The organism is uncultured Roseibium sp. (genome assembly GCF_963675095.2).
Classification (GTDB): Bacteria; Pseudomonadota; Alphaproteobacteria; order Rhizobiales; family Stappiaceae; genus Roseibium.
Map to the genome: position 1 here is coordinate 120,024 of NZ_CAXXSJ010000028.1, position 23,347 is coordinate 143,370.

The 23,347-nt window shown below is 61.4% G+C and carries 20 protein-coding genes and 2 pseudogenes; 9 read left to right on the forward strand and 13 right to left on the reverse strand.

Going from position 1 to position 23,347, the window contains the following annotated elements:
• Positions 1-38 precede the first annotated feature (38 nt).
• The 4 genes from ABIN98_RS10150 to ABIN98_RS10165 are packed head-to-tail and all read left to right on the forward strand — an operon-like array spanning position 39 to position 3,538.
• A complete protein-coding gene (locus ABIN98_RS10150; protein ID WP_394701478.1) occupies positions 39-935 on the forward strand; it encodes a metal ABC transporter substrate-binding protein in 897 nt (298 codons plus the stop codon).
• Positions 928-1,782 (forward strand): manganese/iron ABC transporter ATP-binding protein, encoded by an 855-nt coding sequence (locus tag ABIN98_RS10155; RefSeq protein ID WP_346909678.1) that lies wholly within the window; start codon positions 928-930, stop codon positions 1,780-1,782. Before ABIN98_RS10150 ends, ABIN98_RS10155 begins: the two co-directional genes overlap by 8 nt.
• A complete protein-coding gene (locus ABIN98_RS10160) occupies positions 1,779-2,639 on the forward strand; it encodes a metal ABC transporter permease (protein WP_346909679.1) in 861 nt (286 codons plus the stop codon). The genes ABIN98_RS10155 and ABIN98_RS10160 overlap by 4 nt, the downstream gene beginning before the upstream one ends.
• Positions 2,639-3,538 (forward strand): metal ABC transporter permease, encoded by a 900-nt coding sequence (locus ABIN98_RS10165; protein ID WP_346909681.1) that lies wholly within the window; start codon positions 2,639-2,641, stop codon positions 3,536-3,538. The genes ABIN98_RS10160 and ABIN98_RS10165 overlap by 1 nt, the downstream gene beginning before the upstream one ends.
• A 22-nt stretch (positions 3,539-3,560) precedes the next feature.
• Here ABIN98_RS10165 and ABIN98_RS10170 read toward each other — a convergent pair whose 3' ends face one another.
• The gene (locus tag ABIN98_RS10170) at positions 3,561-4,667 is read right to left on the reverse strand and encodes an HD-GYP domain-containing protein (RefSeq protein ID WP_346909682.1); all 1,107 of its coding nucleotides are present in this window, start codon (positions 4,665-4,667) and stop codon (positions 3,561-3,563) included.
• A 353-nt stretch (positions 4,668-5,020) separates the two neighbouring features.
• Here ABIN98_RS10170 and ABIN98_RS10175 point away from each other — a divergent pair, with 353 nt between their 5' ends.
• Positions 5,021-5,974 (forward strand): LOG family protein, encoded by a 954-nt coding sequence (locus tag ABIN98_RS10175; RefSeq protein ID WP_346909684.1) that lies wholly within the window; start codon positions 5,021-5,023, stop codon positions 5,972-5,974.
• 44 nt (positions 5,975-6,018) lie between these two features.
• A complete protein-coding gene (locus ABIN98_RS10180) occupies positions 6,019-7,398 on the forward strand; it encodes an MBL fold metallo-hydrolase (RefSeq protein ID WP_346909686.1) in 1,380 nt (459 codons plus the stop codon).
• Between the two features lie 20 nt (positions 7,399-7,418).
• On the opposite strand, the gene ABIN98_RS10185 is transcribed toward ABIN98_RS10180, so the two are convergent.
• The 3 genes from ABIN98_RS10185 to ABIN98_RS10195 form a co-directional block, all read right to left on the reverse strand.
• Positions 7,419-8,039, reverse strand: coding sequence for an HAD-IA family hydrolase (locus ABIN98_RS10185; RefSeq protein ID WP_394701479.1), 621 nt, complete (start codon positions 8,037-8,039; stop codon positions 7,419-7,421).
• Positions 8,040-8,249: 210 nt separating this feature from the next.
• On the reverse strand, positions 8,250-10,805 hold the full coding sequence (locus ABIN98_RS10190; protein ID WP_346909690.1) for a polynucleotide kinase-phosphatase: 2,556 nt from the start codon (positions 10,803-10,805) through the stop codon (positions 8,250-8,252).
• Complete coding sequence (locus ABIN98_RS10195) at positions 10,802-12,196, reverse strand: 3' terminal RNA ribose 2'-O-methyltransferase Hen1 (protein ID WP_346909692.1); 1,395 nt, start codon at positions 12,194-12,196, stop codon at positions 10,802-10,804. Before ABIN98_RS10195 ends, ABIN98_RS10190 begins: the two co-directional genes overlap by 4 nt.
• A 178-nt stretch (positions 12,197-12,374) precedes the next feature.
• Here ABIN98_RS10195 and ABIN98_RS10200 point away from each other — a divergent pair, with 178 nt between their 5' ends.
• The 3 genes from ABIN98_RS10200 to ABIN98_RS10210 are packed head-to-tail and all read left to right on the forward strand — an operon-like array spanning position 12,375 to position 13,425.
• Positions 12,375-12,539 (forward strand): hypothetical protein, encoded by a 165-nt coding sequence (locus ABIN98_RS10200; protein WP_346909694.1) that lies wholly within the window; start codon positions 12,375-12,377, stop codon positions 12,537-12,539.
• Positions 12,540-12,553: 14 nt separating this feature from the next.
• Positions 12,554-12,742, forward strand: coding sequence for a hypothetical protein (locus ABIN98_RS10205; RefSeq protein WP_346909696.1), 189 nt, complete (start codon positions 12,554-12,556; stop codon positions 12,740-12,742).
• Positions 12,743-12,756: 14 nt separating this feature from the next.
• Entirely contained in the window at positions 12,757-13,425 is a 669-nt protein-coding gene (locus ABIN98_RS10210; RefSeq protein ID WP_346909698.1) for a GNAT family N-acetyltransferase, read from the forward strand.
• A gap of 155 nt (positions 13,426-13,580) precedes the next feature.
• Here ABIN98_RS10210 and ABIN98_RS10215 read toward each other — a convergent pair.
• From ABIN98_RS10215 to ABIN98_RS10255, 9 genes and pseudogenes are all read right to left on the reverse strand, one after another.
• Positions 13,581-14,587 (reverse strand): annotated as a pseudogene (locus ABIN98_RS10215) (RluA family pseudouridine synthase).
• Between the two features lie 183 nt (positions 14,588-14,770).
• Positions 14,771-15,088, reverse strand: a pseudogene (crcB, locus tag ABIN98_RS10220) (fluoride efflux transporter CrcB); the annotation flags it as partial.
• A gap of 13 nt (positions 15,089-15,101) precedes the next feature.
• Complete coding sequence (locus ABIN98_RS10225; protein WP_346909700.1) at positions 15,102-15,329, reverse strand: hypothetical protein; 228 nt, start codon at positions 15,327-15,329, stop codon at positions 15,102-15,104.
• Between the two features lie 48 nt (positions 15,330-15,377).
• Positions 15,378-16,160 (reverse strand): sterol desaturase family protein, encoded by a 783-nt coding sequence (locus ABIN98_RS10230; protein ID WP_346909702.1) that lies wholly within the window; start codon positions 16,158-16,160, stop codon positions 15,378-15,380.
• A gap of 57 nt (positions 16,161-16,217) precedes the next feature.
• Positions 16,218-16,988 carry a sterol desaturase family protein gene (locus tag ABIN98_RS10235; RefSeq protein ID WP_346909704.1) on the reverse strand — a complete coding sequence of 257 codons (771 nt, stop codon included), beginning with the start codon at positions 16,986-16,988 and terminating at the stop codon, positions 16,218-16,220.
• A gap of 3 nt (positions 16,989-16,991) precedes the next feature.
• Complete coding sequence (locus ABIN98_RS10240) at positions 16,992-17,765, reverse strand: sterol desaturase family protein (RefSeq protein WP_346909706.1); 774 nt, start codon at positions 17,763-17,765, stop codon at positions 16,992-16,994.
• 122 nt (positions 17,766-17,887) lie between these two features.
• Positions 17,888-20,287 (reverse strand): patatin-like protein, encoded by a 2,400-nt coding sequence (locus ABIN98_RS10245; protein ID WP_346909708.1) that lies wholly within the window; start codon positions 20,285-20,287, stop codon positions 17,888-17,890.
• Between the two features lie 154 nt (positions 20,288-20,441).
• Positions 20,442-21,752 (reverse strand): replication-associated recombination protein A, encoded by a 1,311-nt coding sequence (locus ABIN98_RS10250; RefSeq protein WP_346909710.1) that lies wholly within the window; start codon positions 21,750-21,752, stop codon positions 20,442-20,444.
• Between the two features lie 19 nt (positions 21,753-21,771).
• Complete coding sequence (locus ABIN98_RS10255) at positions 21,772-23,214, reverse strand: DegQ family serine endoprotease (protein WP_346909712.1); 1,443 nt, start codon at positions 23,212-23,214, stop codon at positions 21,772-21,774.
• Positions 23,215-23,347 lie beyond the last annotated feature (133 nt).

Sequence of the window (23,347 nt, forward strand, 5' to 3'; positions counted from 1 at the left end):
CATTCCCAGATGCATATAGAGAACAGCAGGAGAGGATGATGTTCGCCAAACGCGCCCTGATCGGTTTCATGACCGTATTTTTATTCCTTGGGGCCGCCCCTTCGCGGGCCGCGGACAAACTCAAGGTGGTCACGACCTTCACCGTCATTGCCGACATGGCGCAGAACGTGGCGGGCGACACCGCCGAGGTCGTTTCCATCACCAGGCCGGGAGCGGAGATCCACGGCTACTCGCCGACACCGCGCGATCTGCTCAAGGCGCAGGGTGCCGATCTTGTTCTGTGGAACGGAATGAACCTGGAACGCTGGTTCGAGCAGTTCTTCTCCAACCTGAGTGATGTACCGGCCGCCGTGGTTTCCGACGGTGTCGTCCCGATGGCGATTGCGGGCGGAGACTATGACGGCAAACCCAATCCCCATGGATGGATGGCCCTCACCTCGGCCGAGATCTATGTCGACAACATCGCCAAGGCGATGAGCCAGGCCGATCCGGACAATGAGGACGCCTATGCGGCCAATGCAGCGGCCTACAAGAAGCAGATCGCCGACGTCATCGGCCCGCTGCGCGACGCAGCACACGCTCTTCCGGAAAACCGCCGCTGGCTGGTGACGTCCGAGGGAGCGTTCTCTTACCTGGCCCGCGACTTCGGATTGAAGGAAGTCTATCTGTGGCCGATCAATGCCGACCAACAGGGCACCCCGAAACAGGTCAAGGCGGTGATCGACGCAGTGCGAGAGCATAAGATTCCAGCGGTCTTTTCGGAATCGACCGTATCCGACAAGCCGGCCAGGCAAGTTGCACGTGAGACAGGCGCGCACTACGGTGGCGTCCTCTACGTGGACAGCCTCAGCGAAGCGGATGGCCCTGTGCCAACCTATCTGGACCTGCTGCGCGTCACATCCGAGACCATTGTGAAAGGTCTGACCCATGAGTGAAGGCATCCGCGCTGAAGGGCTGACCGTAACCTATCGCAACGGCCACACCGCCCTGAGCGATGCCTCCTTTGCCATTCCCACCGGCACGATCACCGCCCTGGTGGGGGTGAACGGTGCCGGAAAGTCGACCCTGTTCAAGGCGCTGATGAACTTCGTTCCTGTGTCCAGGGGTGAGGTCGAAATCCTGGGACAACCGGTCAAACAAGCCCTGAAAGCCCAGGCGATTGCCTATGTCCCTCAGGCCGAAGAGGTCGACTGGTCGTTTCCCGTCCTTGTCGAGGATGTGGTCATGATGGGCCGCTACGGGCACATGGGCTTTCTGCGCCGTCCGCGTGCGGCAGATCATCAGGCGGTCGATGCCGCCCTGGCCCGGGTCAACATGACCGAATTCCGCCACCGCCAGATCGGCGAACTGTCGGGCGGACAGAAGAAGAGGGTGTTCCTGGCCAGAGCCCTGGCGCAGGATGCAAAGGTCATTCTGCTCGACGAACCGTTCACCGGCGTCGACGTCAAGACCGAGGAACAGATTATCGCCCTGCTGCGGACCTTGCGCGAGGAAGGCCGGGTCATGCTGGTCGCGACCCACAATCTCGGCTCGGTACCTGAATTCTGTGACCGGGTGGTTCTGGTCAAGGGAACCGTCCTCGCCCACGGCCCCACCGCGGAGATCTTCACGCCGGAGAACCTGCGCATGGCCTTCGGCGGGGTCTTGCGTCATTTCGTTCTCGGTGGCGAGACCCTGCACGACGACGCGGACGCCCGCCGGGTCGAGGTTTTCACCGACGACGAGCGTGCGGCGATCTTCTACGACGACAGGCAACAGACGACAGAGGAAAAGGCGCCGTGATCGACCTTTTGCTCGAGCCTTTTTCCTACGGCTACATGACCAATGCCATCTGGGTGTCCGCCCTGGTTGGTGCGGTCTGCGGCTTCCTGTCGGCCTATCTCATGCTCAAAGGCTGGTCGCTGATCGGCGATGCGCTCTCTCATTCCATCGTGCCCGGTGTCGCCGGCGCCTATATGCTCGGGCTGCCCTTTTCCATCGGCGCCTTCCTGTCCGGCGGGCTTGCCGCCCTGGCGATGCTGTTCCTGCGCTCGCGCTCAGGACTCAAGGAAGATGCGGTGATCGGGCTGATCTTCACGTCCTTCTTCGGGCTTGGACTGTTCATGGTGTCCCTCAAGCCCATGGCCGTCTCGATCCAGACCATCACCATGGGCAACATCCTGGCCATCACCCCTTCCGACACGCTGCAGCTGGTCCTGATCGGCGGCGTGTCGCTTGTGGTCCTTCTGGCCAAGTGGCGCGACCTGATGGCCGTCTTCTTCGATGAGGGCCATGCCCGCTCCATCGGGTTGAACCCGGGGGCGCTTCAAATCGTCTTCTTCACGCTTCTGGCCGCATGCACGGTGGCCGCGATGCAGACAGTCGGTGCGTTCCTCGTCATTGCGCTCGTCGTCACACCGGGGGCGACCGCCTACCTGCTGACCGACCGCTTCCCCCGCCTGATCGCCCTGTCTGTCGCCATCGGCGCGGTGACCAGCGCGGTTGGAGCCTATCTCAGCTATTTTCTCGACGGGGCCACGGGCGGCGTCATCGTCTGCCTGCAGACCGCTCTGTTTGTTCTCGCCTTCTTCTTTGCCCCCAAGCACGGCACTCTCGCCGCCCGCCGCCGGGCCCGCGCGGCGCTGAAGGAGACGGCCTGATGGGAGACAACCTGATGGAACTGGCTCTGTTGCCCCTTCAGTTCCCTTTCATGCAGAAGGCCCTGCTGATTACCGTCATCATCGCACCGGCTGCCGCGATGCTATCCTGTTTTCTCGTTCTCAAGGGCTGGTCGCTGATGGGCGATGCGGTCAGCCATGCGGTCCTGCCCGGAGTGGTCCTCGCCTACGTGGCAGGCATACCGCTGGTTTTCGGCGCTTTTCTCGCCGGGCTCTTCACCGCTCTTGCGACCGGCTTCATCAAGGACCATTCCCGGGTCAAGCAGGACACGGTGATGGGCGTGGTCTTTTCCGGCATGTTCGGCCTCGGCATCGTGATCTACACCCGGATCGACAGCGGACTCCATCTCGATCATATCCTGTTCGGCAACATGCTCGGCGTTGGCAGCGAAGATCTTTGGACCACCAGCCTGATCGCCGTACCGGTAGCCCTGATCCTGCTGGTAAAGTGGCGCGATGTCCTGGCCCAGGCCTTCGATCCGGTGCAGGCTCAGATGGTGGGTTTGCCGGTCAAGGTGATCCACTACGGGCTCCTGGCGACCCTGTCGGCAACGATCGTGGCCATGCTCTCCTCAGTGGGCATCATTCTCTCGATCGCCTTTTTGATTGCGCCCGGCGCCGTCGCATTCCTTTTGACCCGACGCTTCGGCCCGATGCTTTTTGCCGCAGTGATCGTGGCGCTGATCTCCGGGATCTCGGGCATCTACGCCAGCTTTTGGATCGACAGTGCCCCCGCCCCGACCATTGTCCTGATCCTGACGGCGTTCTTCATCGCCGCCCTGACATGGCGTACCCGCCTGTCGGCCCGTAATGCCGCCAAAGCCGCAACAGTCCTTGATGCCGGGGACGAACCGCCGTTCGGGATGCAGAAACAGCCGTGATCTTTTCCGGTAACGCCTTGTTTCAACCGGTCTTCGCGGTGGGAGTGGCACTCCGCCTGACTTCGCCCAGGTCCGTTCGAAAGGCGACCGGGCGGAATTTCTGCAGCAGGTCCTGGTCGATTTTCCCGCCCATTTCCAAAAGCGTCGCAAAAGCCTGACGGGACCCGAATGCCTTCTTGTAGGCCCGTTCTTCCGTCAGCGCCGAATAGATATCGCAAATAGTGAGCATGCGCACATGCCGGCTGATCTGGTCTGCGGACAGCCCGTCCGGATAGCCGCTCCCGTCCAGATATTCATGGTGGTGTAGGGCCAGGTCGAGAACATCGGGGCCGATTTCCGGCCGGCCGCTCAGGATCATGCGTGAATAGACCGGGTGTTTCTTCACCAGGGCGAACTCGTCCGGTGTCAGTTTGCCGGGCTTGTCCAGAATGGCCAGTGGAATGCGCACCTTACCGATATCATGGACAATGGCCCCGATACCCAGCAGCGCGTGTTCTTCCGCCGATGCCCCGAGCTGTCTGGCAAAGGCGACAGCAAATCCCGTCACCATCATCGAGTGGCGGAAAGTGTGGCTGTGATGCCCCTGCACGGCCGACATCCATTCGTAAAGCCCATCAGACTTTATCGCGCTCAACGTCAATTGGACCGCCTCCGCCATTTGCGTGACCGGCAGTTGCTCGTCCGTCATGACCGACAGGGAGATCTTGTCGAAGGTTGCGCAAAGCCGTTCGACCGAAACACGTGTCGCCTCGGGCGTGTCGGGCGGCAGATTCGGGGCGGAATAGTCCCCGATCAGCGGCCGCATCTGCGCCAGCGCGTCCTGCAGGGAAAACGCCTCGTGCCAGAGTTCGGTAAAACCGAGTGCCTTGGCCTGGACCTGTTCCTGCCGCTTTTCCATATTGATGAGCCCGATCCTGGGACTGTCGCCCGCCTGATCGAGTATGGAGCGTAGGTTCTCAACGGCCGCCGCGTTCGTGGTTCGAACGTCCGCCAGAATGAATTCCACCGGTGTCGGCACAGGGAATGCCTCGTCCTCGTAACCAAGCAGGACTGCGTCAAAAAACTGGGCCAATTGACGAAACAGAACCGGGCATTTTGTACGTTCAGGTATTAGCAGAAGTAATTTCATCTCTGCTCTCCCGGACAGATAATGTATTCATTAAACTTTGCAGAAACGCTCCCTACGCCGACATCGTGATTATTGACAGTTAAAATACAGTTTCTACGAGAAAATTATTCGTAATTATCCCAATTCGGGAATCTTGCTGCGAAAGCAGCAGAGTTTGCTACCGCCGGCCGAACCATCAACCCTAACGAGAGTTACTGTTTCGCTCACCTTAGAGCCGCCCGACCTCATTCGGCCGCCATCTTGAGCAATGCCGCTCATTGCCGATATGGAGTGGTATAAAATCCCTCCCGTGAACCGGCAGCGCCTTTGGCCGCCCGGTCCGGAAGCCGAGTTCAGTCAGAGAAACCAGAAACATGTCCGAAAATCCCGTAACGCCGATCTGCAAGCCGTCCCCCGCTCAGCCGGAATGCCGCCAGACCGACCTGCCCTGGAAATCGCCCAAATCCAGCCACGAGGACCCAAAGGCTCCTGAACTCATCGCAGCCATCATGCGCAGCCCGAACTACCGCCAGGCCGATGAGGACGTCGACTTTCTGGACCGGGACGAGATCCGCGGTATCCGTCTGCAACTGGACTACACCAAGGCCGAAACGCTGTTTCAGGAACATGGCATCTCGCATTCCATCGTCGTGTTTGGCAGCACGCGGGTCCCCGAACCGGTCGCCGCGCGCCGCAAAGTGGAGGACCTGCAAGCCGCTTCGGAACGGGATCCGGGCAACGCCGACCTGGCCCAGCGCCTTGCGATTGCCCGGAGGGTTCTCGACAAGAGCCGCTACTACGACATCGCGCGGGAATTCGGCCGCTTGGTCGGAGAAGCCGAACACAAGGTCGGCGATCATATGGCGATCGTTACCGGCGGCGGTCCGGGCATGATGGAGGCGGCCAATCGCGGCGCTGCCGATGTCGGCGCGCGTACGGTCGGGCTCAACATTACCCTGCCCCACGAACAATATCCCAACCCTTATATCACGCCGGACCTGTGCTTCCGCTTCCACTATTTCGGCCTGCGCAAGCTGCACTTCGTTATGCGCGCCCGGGCCCTCGTGGTTTTTCCCGGCGGCTACGGCACCCTCGACGAACTGTTCGAGACCCTGACGCTGATCCAGACCCGCAAGATCGACCCCGTCCCCGTAATCCTCGTCGGCGAAGATTACTGGCGAAAGGTCTTCGATCCGGACTTCCTGGTCGCCGAGGGCGTGATCGATCCGGAAGACCGGGACCTGTTCTGGTACGCCGAAACGGCAACAGAGATCTGGGACGACATTCTGCGCTGGTATGAGCTTGCGGGGAAACCGCTCACGGAATAGCGTCGCCACACCCAAACAATCGACAATTCAGGGAGATGCCAGGCATGGAGATTTCGTTTCACGGAGCGGCGGAAGGTGTGACTGGCTCCTGTCACATGATCACCTGCGCCGGCAAGAAGATCCTTGTTGATTGCGGTATGTTTCAGGGCGGCCACGAACTCAATGAGGACAATGCCGAACCCTTCGGTTTCGATCCGCGCCAGATCGATGTCCTGCTTCTGACCCACGCCCACCTCGATCACTGCGGCCGAATTCCGCTGCTGGTGAAACAGGGGTTCCGCGGCGAAATCATCTGCACCGCCGCCACCCGCGACCTGGCGCGCCTGGTCATGCTCGATTCGGCTCATCTGCACGAGGAAGAGGCCCGCCGGCGGCGGCGCCACGGCAACCACAGCAAGGGCAGCGAACCGCTCTACGACACCATGGACGCCTTCGATGCCATGGATCGATTCGGGCGCGACGCCCATTACGACAAGCCGATCCACCTGGGCCATCACATCACGGCGACCTTCGTCGATGCGGGCCATATCCTCGGCTCGGCCAGCATCCTGCTGGAACTGGAAGAAGAAGGCCACAAACGGCGCGTTCTCTTTTCCGGCGATCTCGGTCCGGATGAAAGACCTCTGCTCAGCGACAACCAGGCACCCTCAGACGTCGACATCGTCGTCATGGAGACCACCTACGGCGACCGGGACCACAGACCGCTGCAGGCCTCCGTCGAGGAGTTCTACGACGCCATCGACGATGCCCAGGAACGCGGCGGCAACATTATCATCCCGACCTTCGCCCTGGAACGCGCCCAGGAACTGCTGTTCTACCTGCGCGAAGGTATGGAACGGAAAGAAATCCCCGACACGCTGCACGTGTTCCTGGATTCGCCCATGGCGATTTCCGCAACCCAGATCTTCCGCCGCCATCCGGAGGCCATGCGCACCGAAATCACTCGCATGCTGAACAGCGGCCAGGACCCGTTCCAGCTTCCCAACCTGCGCTTCACCCGCGAAAGCCATGAATCGATGGCGCTGAACCGGATCCGCTCCGGCGCGATCCTCATGGCCGGGTCCGGCATGTGCACCGGCGGCCGCGTCCGCCACCACCTGCGCCACAACCTGGCCCATTCCGACTGCAGCGTCATCTTCGTTGGCTTCGCCGCGAAAGGCACGCTGGCCCGCATCATCGTCGACGGCGCCCGTTCCGTCCGCCTGTGGGGCAGGGAAATCCCGGTGAAGGCCAAGATCCACACCATCAACGGCTTCTCCGCCCATGCCGGCCGCTCCGAACTGCTCGCCTGGCACCGCCAGGCCGGCAAGCCGGAAATCACCTTCCTGGTTCACGGCGAACAGGAGGAAAAGGAAAGCTTCGCCAAGGCCCTCAAGCACACCCGCGTGGAAATGCCGAAACTGCACCAGAGCTACAAGATTTAAGGGTCCCGCAAACCAATACGCTATCCGCCAGGACGGGATGGAGCCTGCCCGATCTGGCTGTTTTCCAACAGGTCCAGCAGGCTCGAACCCTTGGACCAGTGTAGTGCCTGCCAACCCGCTTCAAGTGCGGCCTCCACATTGGCCTTCGTGTCATCTACCAGAACAATATCTTCCGGGGCCGAGCCGCTGCTCATCGCGGCCGCGTCGAAAAACGCCTGCTGAGGTTTTTGCGCGGCAATCTGAGCTGAGTACACCATCCCGTCGACGTGTTTTCCAAGCGCAAGACGATCCATGAGATGGCGCGCCCTCATGTGCTCCTGGTTGGTTGCGAGAAAAATGCGCAGGCCCCGCCGGCGAAGCTCATCGCATTCTGCCAGAATGGCTTCATCCACGCAGGAATCCCTCTCAAACCAATAGTCGATGAAGGCTTGTGCGGTAACAGTCGGCGAAAGCGCGGGCAGACACGCTTCGAGCACGTCGAGCAGGTCTTTTCGGCCTGTCACGATATCAGCCCAATGGGGAGCAAAGAAGACAGCCTGCAGCCGGTCCGGAGCCACGCCCAGATCCCGTTCGATGTCGGTAGCCCAGGACCGCCCGTCCTCCTGGCGGCCATTGACGACGACCCCGTCAACATCCAGCATCAGACACCGTTTCATACATCGCTCCCGTGCAATTAGACGATCCGCTTCCCGAACCTGTATGCAATGCGGGCGGACGCCCCGTCTACTGAGAACAGGAGGAACAGGAACGCCTCCGCAGCGCTCAAGCCTACCCGCGTGGAAATGCCGAACTTGCGTAAGAGTTTCAAGATTTGGTTTGGCAGGCAAAACCTCTGCCAAACAGGCAAAGCGTTACAATCTCGGATCGACCGGCTCGCTTTCCAGGGCCAGAACAGCAAGCGCGCAAGCGTGAATCTTTGACAGGGGCTTCCTCTCCACAAACCGGTGCAATCCCTCCAGGCCGAGTTTGAACTCACGCTCGGCCAGAGAGAACTTCCGGCCAAGGCCGCGCTCACGAAGGCGTTCGATATTGCCGGGCATGTCGTAATCGGGCCCGTAGATGATCCGGAGGTAGTCCCTGCCCCGGACCTTCATTGCGGGCTGAAGGAGGCCCCGTTCGCCGTAGGCCAGAAAGCCGGTCGGCTTGATCACCATCCCTTCGCCGCCCGCGCCCGTGTGCTGAAGCCACCAGTCGCAGATGGACGCTCGTTCGGTCTCATTTCCTCCGTCAAAGCGCCTCCAGCCCGTTGTCTGCAGGATAGGATCCCGCTCCGCCAACCGGCCGAGCATTTCCATGTGCCAGGTATGGGGCTTGTCGGTAAACACCTGCCCCTCCGCGGCAAGGACGTGGAACGGCGCGATCTTGAAATCGTCGACCGTCGCCGCTTCCCAGCAATATCCATCGATGGTCTTGCGCATTGCAGTCGCGTTGGCAAGCTGGGTTACGGACAATTCCTTCAACGCCTCCAGCCCTTCGATATCCGGCGCCTTCCCGATGGCATCCATCAATGCGGTCGCGGATTGAGAAGCGGCCGCAACAGTCGGCAGGTATTGTGTCTTCAGCAGGTCCTGCGCCTTCGCAGACCAGGGCATGAGTTCCGCATCAAGCAGGACCCACTCCGTCTGAAGCTCGCCCCACAGGCCGGATGTTTCCATCGCCTGACCGATGCGCGCGATAATGGCGGCTTCCTGTCCATCATCCTTGAAGAACGGTCGGCCGGTTCGAGTGTAAATCACGCCGGACTTGCCGTCTTCGACGCCGAACCGGCGCGCGGCAGCATCACGATCCCTGGCAATGACCAGGAGGGCTCGAGAACCCATGTGTTTTTCTTCCGCTACGAGATCTACCGCTCCGCGGTCGACATAATGCATTATCGCTTGTTCAGGGTGCTCCAAAAACGGCCCCTCGGGCGTGGTCGGGCACGCGGCCATGGTGGGCGGCAGATAGATCAACCATCTGGGGTCGATGGCAAACCGACTCATTACCTCCAGCGCCGCGAGACTGTTTTCCTCCGGGATCTGGATCGTCGACTTGAACCGGGTTTCGATCCGCATCTTGGTGGCGTAATCATCGAAATAAAGCAGCCGGTCATGATCCTGCTGAGCAGAACGCTGCTGGCTACCGTCGAGAGGCTTTGCCGGAACGGCATACTGCTGCCACGCGGCAACCGATACGGTCTCGCGTTCCGGCCAGCGCAAGGCTGTCAACTTGCCGCCGAACACGCAGCCGGTATCGATACAAAGCGTGTTGTTGAGCCATTCCGCTTCCGCCGCGGGCGTATGACCGAAAACGACATCGGCCTTCCCCCGGTAGTCCCGCGCCCATTCCAGGCGCACGGGCAAGCCGAATTCATCGACCTCACCGGTCGTCTCGCCAAACATGGCAAAGGTACGGACCGCGCCGGACCCCCGCCCGTGCATCTCTTCCTTCAGACCGGCATGGGCGACAACCAGCCTGCCGTCAGCAAGCCAGAAATGGGATCTGAGATCCCAGATGAAGTCGCTGACCTTTTTTCGGAATTCAGGAGATGTCTGTTCCAGTTCCGCCACGGTCAGGTCGAGGCCATGGGTCAGTTTGACGTCGCGCCCCTTGAGCCATTTGTTGAGCTTGAAATCATGATTGCCGACGACGCAGTGAGCCGCGCCGTCCTCGACCATCCCCATGACCAGCCGCAGGCAATTCACGTTCTTCGGGCCCCGGTCGGTGATGTCGCCGACGAAGAAGGCCATCCGGCCTTCGGGCGGACGGACATGGATCAGCTCTTCTGCTCCTTCTTCGAACGGATCGATGACATATCCGAGCCGGGTCAACAGCTCGGTCAGTTCATCGAAACAGCCGTGGATGTCGCCGATGATGTCGAAAGGACCCTGTTCCGAACGCCGATCGGTCCAAAGCGGCTCCCGGCGGATCTCCAGCCTGTCGACCTCTTCCGGCGATTTCATGATCTGAACCTGTCGGAAGCCTTCCTTTTGCAGCCCCCGCAGACCTTTCCGTAGAGCCCTGGAGTGATTGCGGGAAATATGCTCGCCGAAAGCCCGATTTGGCCGGTTCTCATTGCGTGCGTGGCAGATTCCCGGATCGATATCCAGGACCAGGGCGACAGGCAGGGCGTGGTACTTCCTTGCAAGCGCCACCAATCCGGCCCTGTCTTCCCGCTTGACCGACGTCGCATCAATGACCGTCAACAGGCGCCGCTTGAGTCTCAGCCCGGCTGTGTAGCTCAGAAGGTCGAAGGCATCGGCCGTGGCTCCCTGGTCCGTTTCATCATCCGAAACCAGCGCACGGCAGTGGTCGGACGACACGATCTCTGTCTCCAGGAAATGTTTGCGGGCAAAGCTGGATTTACCCGAGCCGGTCGGCCCGATCAGAACGACCAGGGAGAAGTCTGGAATCGAAATCGCCGTCACTGATCCGCTCCTCTTGTGAAAACCGCCATCTGCGACGGTCCGCCCAGCGCCTCGTCCACCGGTCCCAGTGGCGAAAACGACACCTCATAACCGTAGTCCGCGGCAACCGCCTCGCCCCAATCCGTAAACTCCGCACGCGCCCACTCGAAACGGTGGTCAGGATGGCGGAGCCGTCCCGGTTCCAGATCCGAAAACAAGGCGTTGTATTCCCGGTTAGGCGTGGTCACGACAACCAGGCCGGGCCGTGCATCTCCGAACAGCGAAAGCGAAAGCGATGACAGCCTGTGCGGCTCGATGTGCTCGATGACTTCAACCAGCGTCGCCGCATCGAACCCTTTCCATCGCCTGTCGCCGTAAGTCAGGCTCCCCATCTGCAAGGTAACCCGTTCCTGCACCGCATCGCCGGCCTGATCCAGGCGCAACTTGCGACGCGCTTTGGCCAGCGTGTGTACAGAAGGATCGACACCGACAATCCGGCTGAATCCCCGCTTCCTGACGAGATGGGACAGGAGCTTGCCCTCACCGCAACCGAGATCGAGAACCGTAGCAGCCCGGTGGGCTTCCAATATCTCCACGACCGCGTTCAGCCGAAGGTCATGCAGGCGGATCGGTTCTTCCAGGCGCTCTTCCGGCTCTGGCACCGGTTCGTCTTCCGCTTCCGCAGCTGCCAGGGTTTCGTCCAGGCGCGCCAGCGTCATATTCATCAGCGCCCGCCTGTGTTTCAGGGCCCGACGCGTAATCAGGTCCCGCTTGGGGTGTTCAGCAAGCCAGCCTTCGCCCTTGGCCAACAGCTTGTCCACTTCGTCCTTGTCCACCCAATAGTGCTTGGCATTATCAAGCACCGGAATCAGCACATAGAGATGGCTCAGCAGGGACGAAAGCCGCATCGTGCCTTTCAGCGTCAGATCTACGATCCCCGCGTCCTGATCAAGAACCGTTATGTCGACTTCATAGCCCAATGGGTCGAAAACGGTATGGATCAGGTCGGTGTCGCCGGCTAGGGAAACCGGGACGATCCGCGCTTCAAAGGGAAGCGTGCGATCCGCCAGGTCCTGCCGCTCCTTCGACTTGCCCGACAGGGACTGACCGACCGACCTGGCCAGCGCCACCGACAGAAAGGAATTGGCGGCATAAGGCCGGTCGTTGACATACTGGGTCAGCAAGCCGTCGCCCTGCTGGCTTCGGCCCCGGACGAGGCCGACTGGGTCGACCGCCAGATAGACCACGGCGGTTGTCCGGGTATCGGAAACTTCGGAAAAGAAAATCGACACTTCGCCCGTTGCCACCTCCCGCTTGTGCAGGTGATCGGGATGCTTATGAAGGAGAAATCCGAGGTCGCGGGCGCTGTAGTCCGCACCGGCTTTTGCCAGCAATGTCAGTTCGATCTGCATAAAGGAACCAATCAGGAAATAAGTTTGCGAGTGTTATCAGCACCTTGCCAACTCAACAACCCCTGGATGAAATCGAAGAGCGGCACCTTGGCATCTTCGCTGGCGAGGCCCCTCGACTCCCCCGCCCATCCCCTCTATTGATCCTCCTCGCACCAACCGCCCCGTCCCGGAGCTTCCGTTGACCAAGATTATCGTCCTGTTCCTGCTTGCCCTGGCTCTGATCCAGATCATCAAGCCGCTCGGCTGGCCGGGGCTGAAGAAACGCTCGGATGCCTGGAAACTGGCGCTTGGCGGGTTGATGGTGGTCGTGATCTCTATCGGGATGATCGCGCTCTACCAATAGAGGCGGATGCGGCTTTGACCGACTTTCAAAATCCCGGCATCGCAATCACGACGGCAGAACAGCTTTCCACTGCCACCCTCCATGCGGCAATGGTGGAAGCGTTTTCCGATTATGTCGTGCCCATGCGCCCGACCCTGGCGCAATTCGAGGCGATGCTGCGCCAGCGTTCCTTCGACCCGGCGCTGACGTCCGTCGCCCTTTGAGGACGGCAAGCCAGTTGCCCTCTGGACTGATCGGACGGCGGGAGACTGCCGGCTATCTCATCTCCAGCGGCACCCTGCCCGCCTGGCGCGGCAAAGGGCTGGCGCAGGCGCTCGCAGGCAGAAGCGAAGCGTTGTTGAAGCAAGCCGGGGTGACGAGCCTCCAGCTGGAAGTGATCAGCACCAACGCCCCGGCGATCCGTGTCTATGAAAAACTGGGGTTCCAGGTGATACGCGACCTGCAATGCTACGCCTGGCCGGGCTACCCGGACGCCCTCGGGCAAGCGTATGAAGTCGTGCAGAAAGACTGGCAAACGCTGCAACCGGCTGTGTCACGCTTCCGGGACTGGAGGCCGAGTTGGCAGAATGCGGATGAAGCCGTATCGAACCTTGGCGACCGCCTCGTCGTTCTAACCTTCGAAACGGAAGGCAATACCGCCGGATATGCCATTGTTGAACCGGAGACAGGCACCCTGTTCCAGATCGCGGTTCATCCGGAGTACCGGCAGAAGGGAATCGGATCGACGTTGATCACGGCCGCAGCGGAACGCAGCACCGGTGTGAATCTCAGGCTCCTGAATTGCCGACGCCGCCGACCACGGCTTCGCGGCTTTCCTGGAATGCGTCGGAGCGAAAAAGAGCGTGTTGCAGTTGGAGATGAGGAAGCGGCTGGGTTAGAACTGTAGCGAATACTAGCGCTTCGCTATGGCTCCGCGGGTTCGGCATTCCAATCGACAAATCGTTGTCGCCCCAGCGCGGGCCTGCCCTCCGCTAGAGCTCCGGGCGTTCGTCGTTCAAAAAGCAAAATCGTTTGCTTTTTGTCGGCTACGCCGACCACTCCTCACTCCTCCGGGTCGTTCATGTCCGGGTCGTAGTCGGAAGCATCGAAGCCCAAGAGGTTCCAGGTCTGCTGCATATGCGGCGGCAGGGGAGCGGAGACATCGATGACGCCGTGGCCCGACGGATGCGGGATCACGATCCGGCGGGCGAGCAGGTGCAGCCGGTTCTGGATGCCGCCGGGCAATTCCCAGTTCTCGATGTTGAAGTACTTGTCGTCGCCGATGATCGGATGACCGATATGGGCGGCGTGGGCCCTGAGCTGGTGGGTCCGGCCCGGTCACCGGGCGCGATGGAAACCCAGGACAGCTTCTGTGCCGACTGCTCAACCACCGAATAAAGCGAAACCGCGTGCTGGGCGTCGTCCTCGCCCTGGCGTGCCACCCGCATGCGCTCCATCTCGTCGGACCGCGCAAGGAAGGTGGAGATCCGTCCCTGCTTCGGCTTGGGCACGCCCGCCAGCATCGCCCAGTAGATCTTGCGGGTGTTGCGGTGACGGAACGCCTTGGTGAGTTCCTGGGCGGCCTTGCGCGTCTTGGCGACCAGAATGATGCCGGAGGTTTCCCGGTCGAGCCTGTGTACCAGCTTCGGCTTGTTGCCCTTGCGGTCGGTGAAGGCGTCCAGCATGCCGTCCAGGTGGCGCTTCAGCCCCGAGCCGCCCTGCACGGCAAGGCCGGCCGGCTTGTTGAGGACCATTACATGATCGTCCTCGAACAGCATCATATCCTCGACCGCCTTGCGGTCGTCGGCGATCAGCTTGGTGGATTTGGGCCTCTTGTTCTTGGTGTCGTCCGCGGTCAGTTCCACGCCAAGCGGCGGCACGCGGACGATCTGGCCCTTGGCGATCCGGGTCGAGCTTTCCGCACGCTTGCCGTCGACGCGCACCTGCCCTGTCCTCAGCAGCTTCTGCAGCCGGCCGAAGCCAAGTCCCGGATAGTGCACCTTGAACCAACGGTCGAGGCGCATGCCCGCTTCGTCTGCGGTCACTGTTTTCTGGTCGATTGCGGACATTTCGTTCTCTTTGGCGCATGCGGCCATCCGGCCGGCGCATAGGGTCGGCCCCGCATATAGGCGGTTTCTGGACATTTTGAAAGCCCTGCTGCTGTCGGAGACGAAAGGGACGCCCCTCAGGCGGCCAGCTGGCGCATCACGAACAGGCCGGCGAAGACGGCGGCAATCGACAAGGCCGACCGACAGAAGAACATAGGCAATCGCCGCCTGGGTGGCGCCGCGCTCCCACATCAGCGCCACATCGAGCGAAAAGGCGGAAAAGGTGGTGAAGCCACCGAGCAAGCCCGTTGCCACGAAATAGCGCAGCGACTGGGACCCTCCAACACCATGGCGGACGAGCCAGCCGATGAAGAGACCCATGATCAGCGAACCGACGATGTTGACCGTGATCGTGCCATAGGGAAAGCCAGGCCCGAAGGCCTTCAGCGTCCACAGGCCGACCAGGTGGCGCAAGCCCGCGCCGATGCCGCCGCCAAGGGCGACAAGGAGGAAATGGTTCATGAGCCCCTCTTGCTTAGAACGCGCCCGTCTGCCGCATCCGTATCAGCTTCAGGATAACAAGCACGATCGGCCATGTGTGCCAGAAAAGATCGAAGATATCGATGGGCTTTTTCAGCTGTCCATGGGCCAGCATGCGCAGCTTTTCCACCAGATGCGGCTCGGGGAAGAACGGGGCCAGGCCAAGCACGACCGCGAACAGCAGCAGGCCGGTCAGAGGGATCTTGTCGAGGAATTCAAGCATCGAAACAGCGGTTCTAGAGTGAGAGTAACCGGATGGAGACAGGTCGGCCTATTCCGCAGCAACCTGCTTTTCGGCATCCTTGCCCATCGCCTCGAACTTCTTCACCTGTTCATCGTATTTCGGATCGATGGTGCCGCACAGCCGGTCCCAGAAGGAGAAGAAATTGGCGAAATTGTACTTGAAGCGCGAATGGTGCTGGTCGTGGAAGGTCACGCAGACCATGGGCGACGGCATGCGCGACAGCGGCGAGGCGTAGAACTCGAAGCCGGAATGGCCGATGGTGCCGTTGAAATGGTCCCACAGCCTGTGGGCGACGAGCACCACGGCCGGGATCGGCAGGAACAGCACCGCCCACAGGTAATAGCTCTGCATGACGAAGGCATCGACCAGATCGTCGGAATAGGTGCTCCACACGGTCGGCGCCACGGAGCGGTGATGCTCCGCATGGAAACGGTAGAGCCACTTGGTGTGCATCAGCCGATGGCCCCAGTAGAACCAGGCGTCGAAGGCGACGACGGAGATGATGAACATCAGCGGTACGGACCACCAGGTCAGCGGCAGCGGGTCGACGAAGGTGTAGCCGCGCACCGAGAGGAAGACCCCGCCCGCCAGGCAGCCGGCGGTCGCCGTCAGCGACCAGACGCTCTGTCGGATTTCCTTCCACATGCGCTTTTCGCCGCGCCTGTGGGCCTGGATCCGGCGTTCCGGATGGCGGTTCTGGATCTTCACCAGCACCCAGCCGGTGGCGAAATACAGGAACACATTGACCGCATAGGCCACCGCCCAGAAGGGCAGGAAATCCAGAAAGATGTCGAGGGCCTGTTTCAGCATGTTCCGTTCCGATTTATGCCAACGTACCTCGAAAGGCCGTGGCAGGATCCGCGCAAATCAGCGCACCTTTTCAAGAGCCGTATCAGGGATCTCGCCCGTCGTTTCCATCTGCTTGACCATGGCGTCATAGCCCGGATGAACCGTTCCCATCATGCGGTCCCAGATGGAGAAGAAGTTGCCATAATTATAGTGGAACTGGGAATGATGCAGGTCATGAAAGGTGGTGCAGATCATCGGCGACGGCCAGCGCGACGACTTCGAGGCGAAATATTCAAAGCCCGAGTGGCCGACCATGCCCGTGATCTGGTCGAACAGCCTGAGCGCGAAAACCGAAAGGGCCGGAACCGGCAGCACGAACCAGACGACCAGATAGAACCCGTGCTCGATCAGCGTGTCGACAACCGCGGAGCTGTCGTTGCTCCACACCGTCGGCGCCACCGAGCGGTGATGCGGCAGGTGCCACTTGTAAAAAGACGGCCAGTGCAGGATCCGGTGCCCCCAATAGAACCAGCCGTCGAACAGGACCATGCAGATCACGAACATCAGCGGGAACGACCACCAGGAAAGCGGCAACGGCGCGACCAGAGTCCAGCCCTGCGTCTGCGCGAAATATCCCGCCGACAGGAGAACCGAAGACGTTGCAAGCGCGGACAGCGACGCGAGGATTTCCTTCTTCACCCGCTTCATGCCGTCCCGGTGTTTCTGGATGCGCCGGTCCGGATGGCGCCGGTTGATCGCCGTCATGGTCAGACCGGTCGCGAAATAGACGGCCAGCATGGCCGCGTAGATCACGGCGAAAACGATCAGGTAGTCGAGCAGGAGGTGCATGACCTAATTCCGCTGTTCCGCGTAGATCCCTTCGAACTCCGCGACCCTCTGGTCGTAGGTCGGGTGGACCGTACCGCACAGCCGGTCCCAGAAGGAGAAATAATTGGCGTAATTGTAGACGAAATACTGGTGATGCTGGTCGTGATAGAGCGTGCACAGCAACGGCCACGGCCGGCGCGCGCTCGGGCTGGCGAAATGTTCGTAGCCGCAATGGCCGATGGCGGCCGACACCTGGTCGAACACCCGGTGGGCGAGAAACACCGCCGCCGGCATGGGCACGACGAACAGCACCAGCGCGTAGTAGGAATGGGCAAACAGCGTGTCCACCGAAGACCCGGCATCATTCGACCAGACCGTCGGCGTGATGGTCATGTGGTGCGGCTTGTGAAACCGGTAGAACGCCTTGGTGTGCAGGATCCGGTGACCCCAGTAGAACCAGGTGTCGTGCAGGAACAGCGACAGCACGAAGAACAGCGGCGCCGACCACCACGTGAGCGCCACGGGCTGCACCAGAGTCCAACCGTTGAACTGGGCGTAGAGACCGATCGCCAGGCAGGTGCTGGTGATGGAAAGCTGCCGCATCGACGACTTGATGTCACGGAGCGGCTTGTGGGACGGATCGCGCTTCTGGATGCGCCGCTCGGGATGACGGGCATTGAGCGCGGTCATGAAGAGACCGACAGAAAACAGGATGACGAGGCTTGCCAGATAAAGCGCGGCAAAAAGCAGAAGGAATTCCAGGATACCGTTCAGGAACGGATTGTCCACCAATGCCATGAACACGCCTCGCGTGGGAATAAAAAACAGCCGGACAGGCCAGCACAGCCATCCAGTTTCGAGCAACTGAATGATCTCTTTATAAAAACACCAGACGTTGCAATGCAAACCGTGGCGAATGCTTAGATACAGAAATTGACCGTTTCTCCGGCGAATGCGGCAATTTGCGCCCGGATCGGTGGGAACAGATCCGGATCGGCGGTCAGTACCGGCTCTTCTTCGTCCAGAATGGCGCTGAAGATCGCATGGCGGCAGGCCCGTTCCTCGTCAGCGGAAAGAACCTGCGCGCCCGCGGCCGACAAAACGATGCTGATCAGCCGGTCCGCGGCATTCAGGCGTCCCCAGAGATAGTCGTGCTCGCGCCAGCGCCGGTTGAAGAATGCCCCGAACGTATTGAGGTTCTCACCCTTGAGCTCGAACCCCTCCTCCCCGAAGCTGCCGGCATCGCGCGGACTGATCCGGTCGACCAGGATTTCGCTGACCTCGGAAAAGTCGTTGCTCTGCAGCAGCGGAAAGGTCACCAGGTCATAGAACGCGAAGCCGACATAGCGCTCAGTCAGTTCACGACCGACAATATCCGTGAGCAGCGGATCCTGGGTGAGTTCCGCAAACACCTCATCCTGCATCCGGTCGAGATCCTGCAACCCCATGAGTTGGGCGAGATGCTCCAGAAGCTCCTTCAGGAGCGTGGTCCTGTTCGGAGCCGCTTCAGCCGGCTGGGCCAGGGCCCGGCACAGATCGCTCGCCAGTTTCCCGCTGTCTTCGCCGTAGAAGTCTTCCCGCCAGCGCCAGCGCAGATTGTCAATCTGCTGGTAGAGCCGGCTCTTGAGGTGGTCCATACCGGCAATCGCCTGATCGCCGTCGTCCACCTGCCGAATCCGCTGGTAAAGGCCGTTGAGCTTGCGGATGGCAAAACGCAGACGCCGGACACGATAATCCACGTCGAGACCGCGCAGCAAGGCGACCACCTCCGTATCCGGATCGGGCGGCCCTTCCCCGCTTTCCTTGGCAAGATCCGCGAAGTAGCCCCCGATCAGCCATAACAGCGCATCCTTGCGCTCCGCTCGACCCGTCGGCCCCGCCATGGCCGCGATCAGGTCCGACAGCCGTTCGCAGACCGCATGAAGCTTGAGTGACTGATAGTTCAGGAAGGCATAGCCGGCCTGGGCATGGGCATCCGCATTGGCCAGCGCCCGGTATTTGGTCAGCGCATCGGCCTTGATCCGCGTCCGCCCGCGCAGGATCTTGCGCACCGCCTTGTCCACCACCGGATCGGCCGCGGCAATCGTCTCCGCCAGCCACCGTCCCCGTCGGTTGCGGGCTTCAATCTCCCTCAGTTCATCGCCGATGGGTTCGTTGCGCGGGATATGGGCAAGCGAGGCCAGAATGGTGCGGAAGAAACTCGGCATCTGCTGCCCGTTGTCCTCGACTGCCTCGACACCGCCCGGCGACGGGTCCACGTAGACCAGCCTGCGCGCCACTTCGCGGGAAGCCGGACGCTGCTTGATGACCTCGATCACCGGTCCGAACGGTTTGTTCATGACCACGCTGCCGTCGACGAAACAGCGGTTGCCGGGCTGTTCGGGATCCAGTTCAAGCCCCTTGGCCAAAAAGGCCGCTCGGTTCGGCCAGGGAAGACGGGTTTTCTTCAGGACGTGATCCATCTCCGAAACCGTCGCCGGGGCAAAAGCGCCGGGGAAGGAAGAGGTGGACCGGGCGGCAAACACCAGTTCGGGAATGCAGTCCGAGCCGAACTGGCTCTGCAGATCGCCCGGCATCCTGTGCATCGCATGGAAATTCAGGATCCGGCGATGATCCAGCTCTTCGATGAAGTTCGGATCGTCGATCCGGATACGCCGACGCTGGCCGTAATAGTCCGTCAGGGTCACGAACAGGTCCAGTGTCTGGCCGCGCGGGATCAGGGTCCTGCCGTCTTCCATGTGGTGGTCCATCCGCGCACAGGCATCGAGCATCCAGCCGATATAGCGGGATCCGGAAAACGGCGGTTTGAACCAGCGCGACAGCATGAAGGTGCGCAGCTTGTCCCGGGTCTCGGGATCCTTGATCCGGGCCTTCAACTGGCGCGAGATCAGCCGGTCGAGCACCGGGCTGACGCCTGACTTGAGGTAGCGGGAAAACCCGTTCTGCGGCCGCGCCAGTTCGGTGACGTCGGCATTCTTGAGCCAAAGATCCCGGTGACTGTCGAGCGGAAGGTCGTGCGCGAGCGCGCGGGCGAGCATGATGCCGTTGACCCCGCCGGCGGACGCGCCCGCGATCGCGTCGGTCACGACACGAATATCGATCGTTCCGGCGATCCGGTCGAGAAGGTCCCTGTAGACCACTTCGCTGGGAGAGGCGGGCCTGTCCATGGACGGCGCCACGTAGATGCGCCCGTTACCGGCCGCCCGCGAGGCGGAGGCACGGACCAGATTGAGCACCTCCCGGCTGACGCCATGCATGTAGATGGCCAGCGAAACGCCGCCATAAAACACAAAAGCCAGCCGGAGCTCGAGTTCCTTCATCCCGTTCGCGCCTACACCCACAGAGTATGTGGCAGTTTACGCCAAGCCTCCTTAAGAGCGGCTTGACGTCAGGCATAGATGATGAGGTGCTTTGATTGGCACCGCAACGCGGGCGCGCATCACGTTGTGTTGCAAGCCGACGTCCTGCGTGAGCCTAGGCTCCGCCCCGCTCCCTGCGCAGTTTGCTCCAGTATTCCAGCCGCTTGCGCAATTCACGCTCAAACCCGCGCTCCGGAGGATCGTAATAGGTCTGGCGGCCGAGATCCTCGGGAAAATAGTCCTGACCGGAGAAGCCGTCCAGCGCGTCGTGGTCGTACTGATAGCCGGCTCCGTAGCCTTCTTCTTTCATCAGCTTCGTCGGCGCGTTGAGGATATGTTTAGGCGGCAGCAGCGAACCGCTGGACTTGGCGCTACGGGTCGCCGCCTTGTAGGCCATATAGACCCCGTTGGATTTCGGCGCGGTCGCCAGGTAGACCACCGTCTGGGCGAGCGCCAGCTCGCCTTCCGGCGAGCCCAGCATCTGATAGGCGTCCCGCGCCGCGTTCGCCTGCACCAGGGCATGGGGGTCGGCCAGGCCGATATCCTCCACGGCCATGCGGATCAGCCGGCGGGCAAGATAAAGCGGGTCCTCGCCACCGTCGAGCATACGGCAGAACCAGTAGAGCGCCGCGTCCGGATCCGAGCCGCGCACCGACTTGTGGAGCGCGGAAATCAGATTGTAGTGCCCGTCCGCGCTCTTGTCGTAGATCGGTGCCCGGCGCTGGACGATCTCCTGCAGACGCTCCGCGTCGAACACCTCGCCCTCGTCCGCCGCCCGCCAGACGTCCTCCGCCAGCGTCAGTGCCGACCGGCCGTCGCCATCGGCCATGCGCACCAGCACCGCGCGGGCCTCCTGATCGAGCGGCAGCGGCTTGCCTTCCACCTCCTCGGCACGGTCCAGCAGCCGCCCAAGCGCCTCGATATTGAGGGAATGAAACGTCATCACATGGGAGCGCGACAGCAGTGCGGCATTGAGTTCAAACGACGGGTTTTCCGTCGTGGCCCCCACCAGCGTGATGGTGCCGTCTTCCATCACAGGCAGGAAACTATCCTGTTGGGCCCGGTTGAACCGGTGGATCTCGTCGACGAACAGCAGAGTGGACCGCCCGCCCATCCGCCGCGCGCGGGCAGCCTCGAACACCTTCTTCAGATCGGCAACACCGGAGAAGATCGCCGAAATCTGCTCAAACGCCAGATCGGTTTCCGCCGCCAGCAGCCGGGCAACGGTCGTCTTGCCCGTCCCCGGCGGTCCCCAGAAGATCAGCGAGCCCAGCGTCCGGCTCTTGAGCATGCGCGACAGCGTGCCTTCGGGCCCGAGCAGATGATCCTGCCCGACCACATCTTCAAGCTTCTGTGGGCGCAGCCTGTCGGCCAGAGGCCGGGCCACGTTCGCACCAAGTCCGGAAGCTTCGAAAAGATCGCTCACCGCCGCGCCACCCTTTGCCCTATCCGCGCAAGACGATGCGGTTGACCTTGCCGTTGCGTTCGATATCAAGCTGCCACAGACGCGGCGATGACCGGGTGATCGCTTCAAGCATCCGGGTGCTCTGCACCTCCTGCTCATTGACCGCCCGCACGATATCGCCAACCCGCAGTCCGATGCGAGCCGCTGCCCCGTTCGGTGCAATCGCGGAAACGACCACACCTTCCGGATCGCCGTCGAGGCGCAACTCATCGGCAACCGCCGGCGACAGGTTCATCACCGTCGCACCTTCGAAAGGCGAGTATTCCGTCAGGCGGCGCGCGTCCCGAGGCACGGTTTCAGGCGCCGGTCGCAACACGACGGCCACCTCGATCTGCTTCTGATCACGTTCGATGGTGAACGTCGCCGTTCCACCCAGCGTCTTGGTGGCAAAGCGGTAGCCGAAGGAATCCGGATCGGAGACTTCCTTGCCATCGATGGCAAGAACCAGGTCGCCGACTTGCAATTGCGCCTCTTTCGCCGGAGACCCGTCATAAACATTGGTAATCAGGACGCCGCGTGGACGTTCGAGCGCCATCGCGTCGGCGATTTCCGCGCTCACCAGCTGGACCGTCGCCCCGAGCCAGGGCCGCTTGATCTTGTCGCCCTGCCCCGCCTGTGAGGCCACGAACTGGACCATATGGGCAGGAATGGCGAAACCGATGCCGTTGGACCCGCCGGAGCGGGTAAAGATCGCCGAGTTGATGCCGACCAGCTTGCCGTGCATGTCCACCAGCGCACCGCCGGAATTGCCCGGATTGATCGCCGCATCCGTCTGAATGAAGAACTGATAGTCGGTGACGCCGACCTGTGTCCGCGCCAGGGCCGATACGATGCCCTGGGTCACGGTCTGGCCGACCCCGAACGGGTTGCCGATGGCAAGCACGATATCGCCCACCTCGAGGTTGTCGGAATCGGCGAAGGGAACGAAATCAAACGGCCCGTCACCCTTGATCTTCAGCACCGCCAGATCCGTGCGTTCATCCTTGAGGATGATATCCGCGTCAAACTCGCGGCGATCGTTCAGGGCAACACGAACCTCGTCGGCATCCTTGATCACATGGTGATTGGTGATGACGATACCGTCGGAAGAAATGACCACGCCCGACCCGAGCGCCCGCTGTACCCGTTCCTGGGGCTGGCCAAATCCGGAGCCGTTGTCGCCGAAGAACCGGCGAAAGAAGGGGTCGTTGAAAAACGGAGAAACCGACCGCCGCTCGACCACCTTCCGGGTGGCATAGACGTTGACGACGGCGGGGGCGACCTGCTTGACGATCGGCGCGAAGGAGAGCTTGACCTCCGCCGCCGACGCCGGCACCTGCCGGTTGTCCTGCTGCGCCTGGGCCGCACCTGCAAAACCGATCACCAGCCCGAGCAAGACGGTAATTGAAACACGAAAGGCACCCCTGGACATTGCCCTTGCCATCAAACTTTCTCCAAAAATAAGCGAATCCGCACCGGTCGCCGGTCCTGATACATGCCAGATGGGGACAAAAAGAGGCAATGGCAAAGCACAAAGAAAAACGGCCGCCGGAAGGACCGGCGGCCGCTGGTGTTAT

What these genes read in the sequence shown, in the direction of transcription:
- ABIN98_RS10235 (WP_346909704.1), bottom strand. Translation starts at nt 16,988, where the DNA reads ATGCACCTCCTGCTCGACTACCTGATCGTTTTCGCCGTGATCTACGCG.
- ABIN98_RS10150 (WP_394701478.1), top strand. Translation starts at nt 39, where the DNA reads ATGTTCGCCAAACGCGCCCTGATCGGTTTCATGACCGTATTTTTATTC.
- ABIN98_RS10155 (WP_346909678.1), top strand. Translation starts at nt 928, where the DNA reads ATGAGTGAAGGCATCCGCGCTGAAGGGCTGACCGTAACCTATCGCAAC.
- ABIN98_RS10225 (WP_346909700.1), bottom strand. Translation starts at nt 15,329, where the DNA reads ATGCTTGAATTCCTCGACAAGATCCCTCTGACCGGCCTGCTGCTGTTC.
- ABIN98_RS10185 (WP_394701479.1), bottom strand. Translation starts at nt 8,039, where the DNA reads ATGCTGGATGTTGACGGGGTCGTCGTCAATGGCCGCCAGGAGGACGGG.
- ABIN98_RS10175 (WP_346909684.1), top strand. Translation starts at nt 5,021, where the DNA reads ATGTCCGAAAATCCCGTAACGCCGATCTGCAAGCCGTCCCCCGCTCAG.
- ABIN98_RS10195 (WP_346909692.1), bottom strand. Translation starts at nt 12,196, where the DNA reads ATGCAGATCGAACTGACATTGCTGGCAAAAGCCGGTGCGGACTACAGC.
- ABIN98_RS10230 (WP_346909702.1), bottom strand. Translation starts at nt 16,160, where the DNA reads ATGCTGAAACAGGCCCTCGACATCTTTCTGGATTTCCTGCCCTTCTGG.
- ABIN98_RS10240 (WP_346909706.1), bottom strand. Translation starts at nt 17,765, where the DNA reads ATGGCATTGGTGGACAATCCGTTCCTGAACGGTATCCTGGAATTCCTT.
- ABIN98_RS10255 (WP_346909712.1), bottom strand. Translation starts at nt 23,214, where the DNA reads ATGGCAAGGGCAATGTCCAGGGGTGCCTTTCGTGTTTCAATTACCGTC.
- ABIN98_RS10170 (WP_346909682.1), bottom strand. Translation starts at nt 4,667, where the DNA reads ATGAAATTACTTCTGCTAATACCTGAACGTACAAAATGCCCGGTTCTG.
- ABIN98_RS10165 (WP_346909681.1), top strand. Translation starts at nt 2,639, where the DNA reads ATGGGAGACAACCTGATGGAACTGGCTCTGTTGCCCCTTCAGTTCCCT.
- ABIN98_RS10180 (WP_346909686.1), top strand. Translation starts at nt 6,019, where the DNA reads ATGGAGATTTCGTTTCACGGAGCGGCGGAAGGTGTGACTGGCTCCTGT.
- ABIN98_RS10245 (WP_346909708.1), bottom strand. Translation starts at nt 20,287, where the DNA reads ATGAAGGAACTCGAGCTCCGGCTGGCTTTTGTGTTTTATGGCGGCGTT.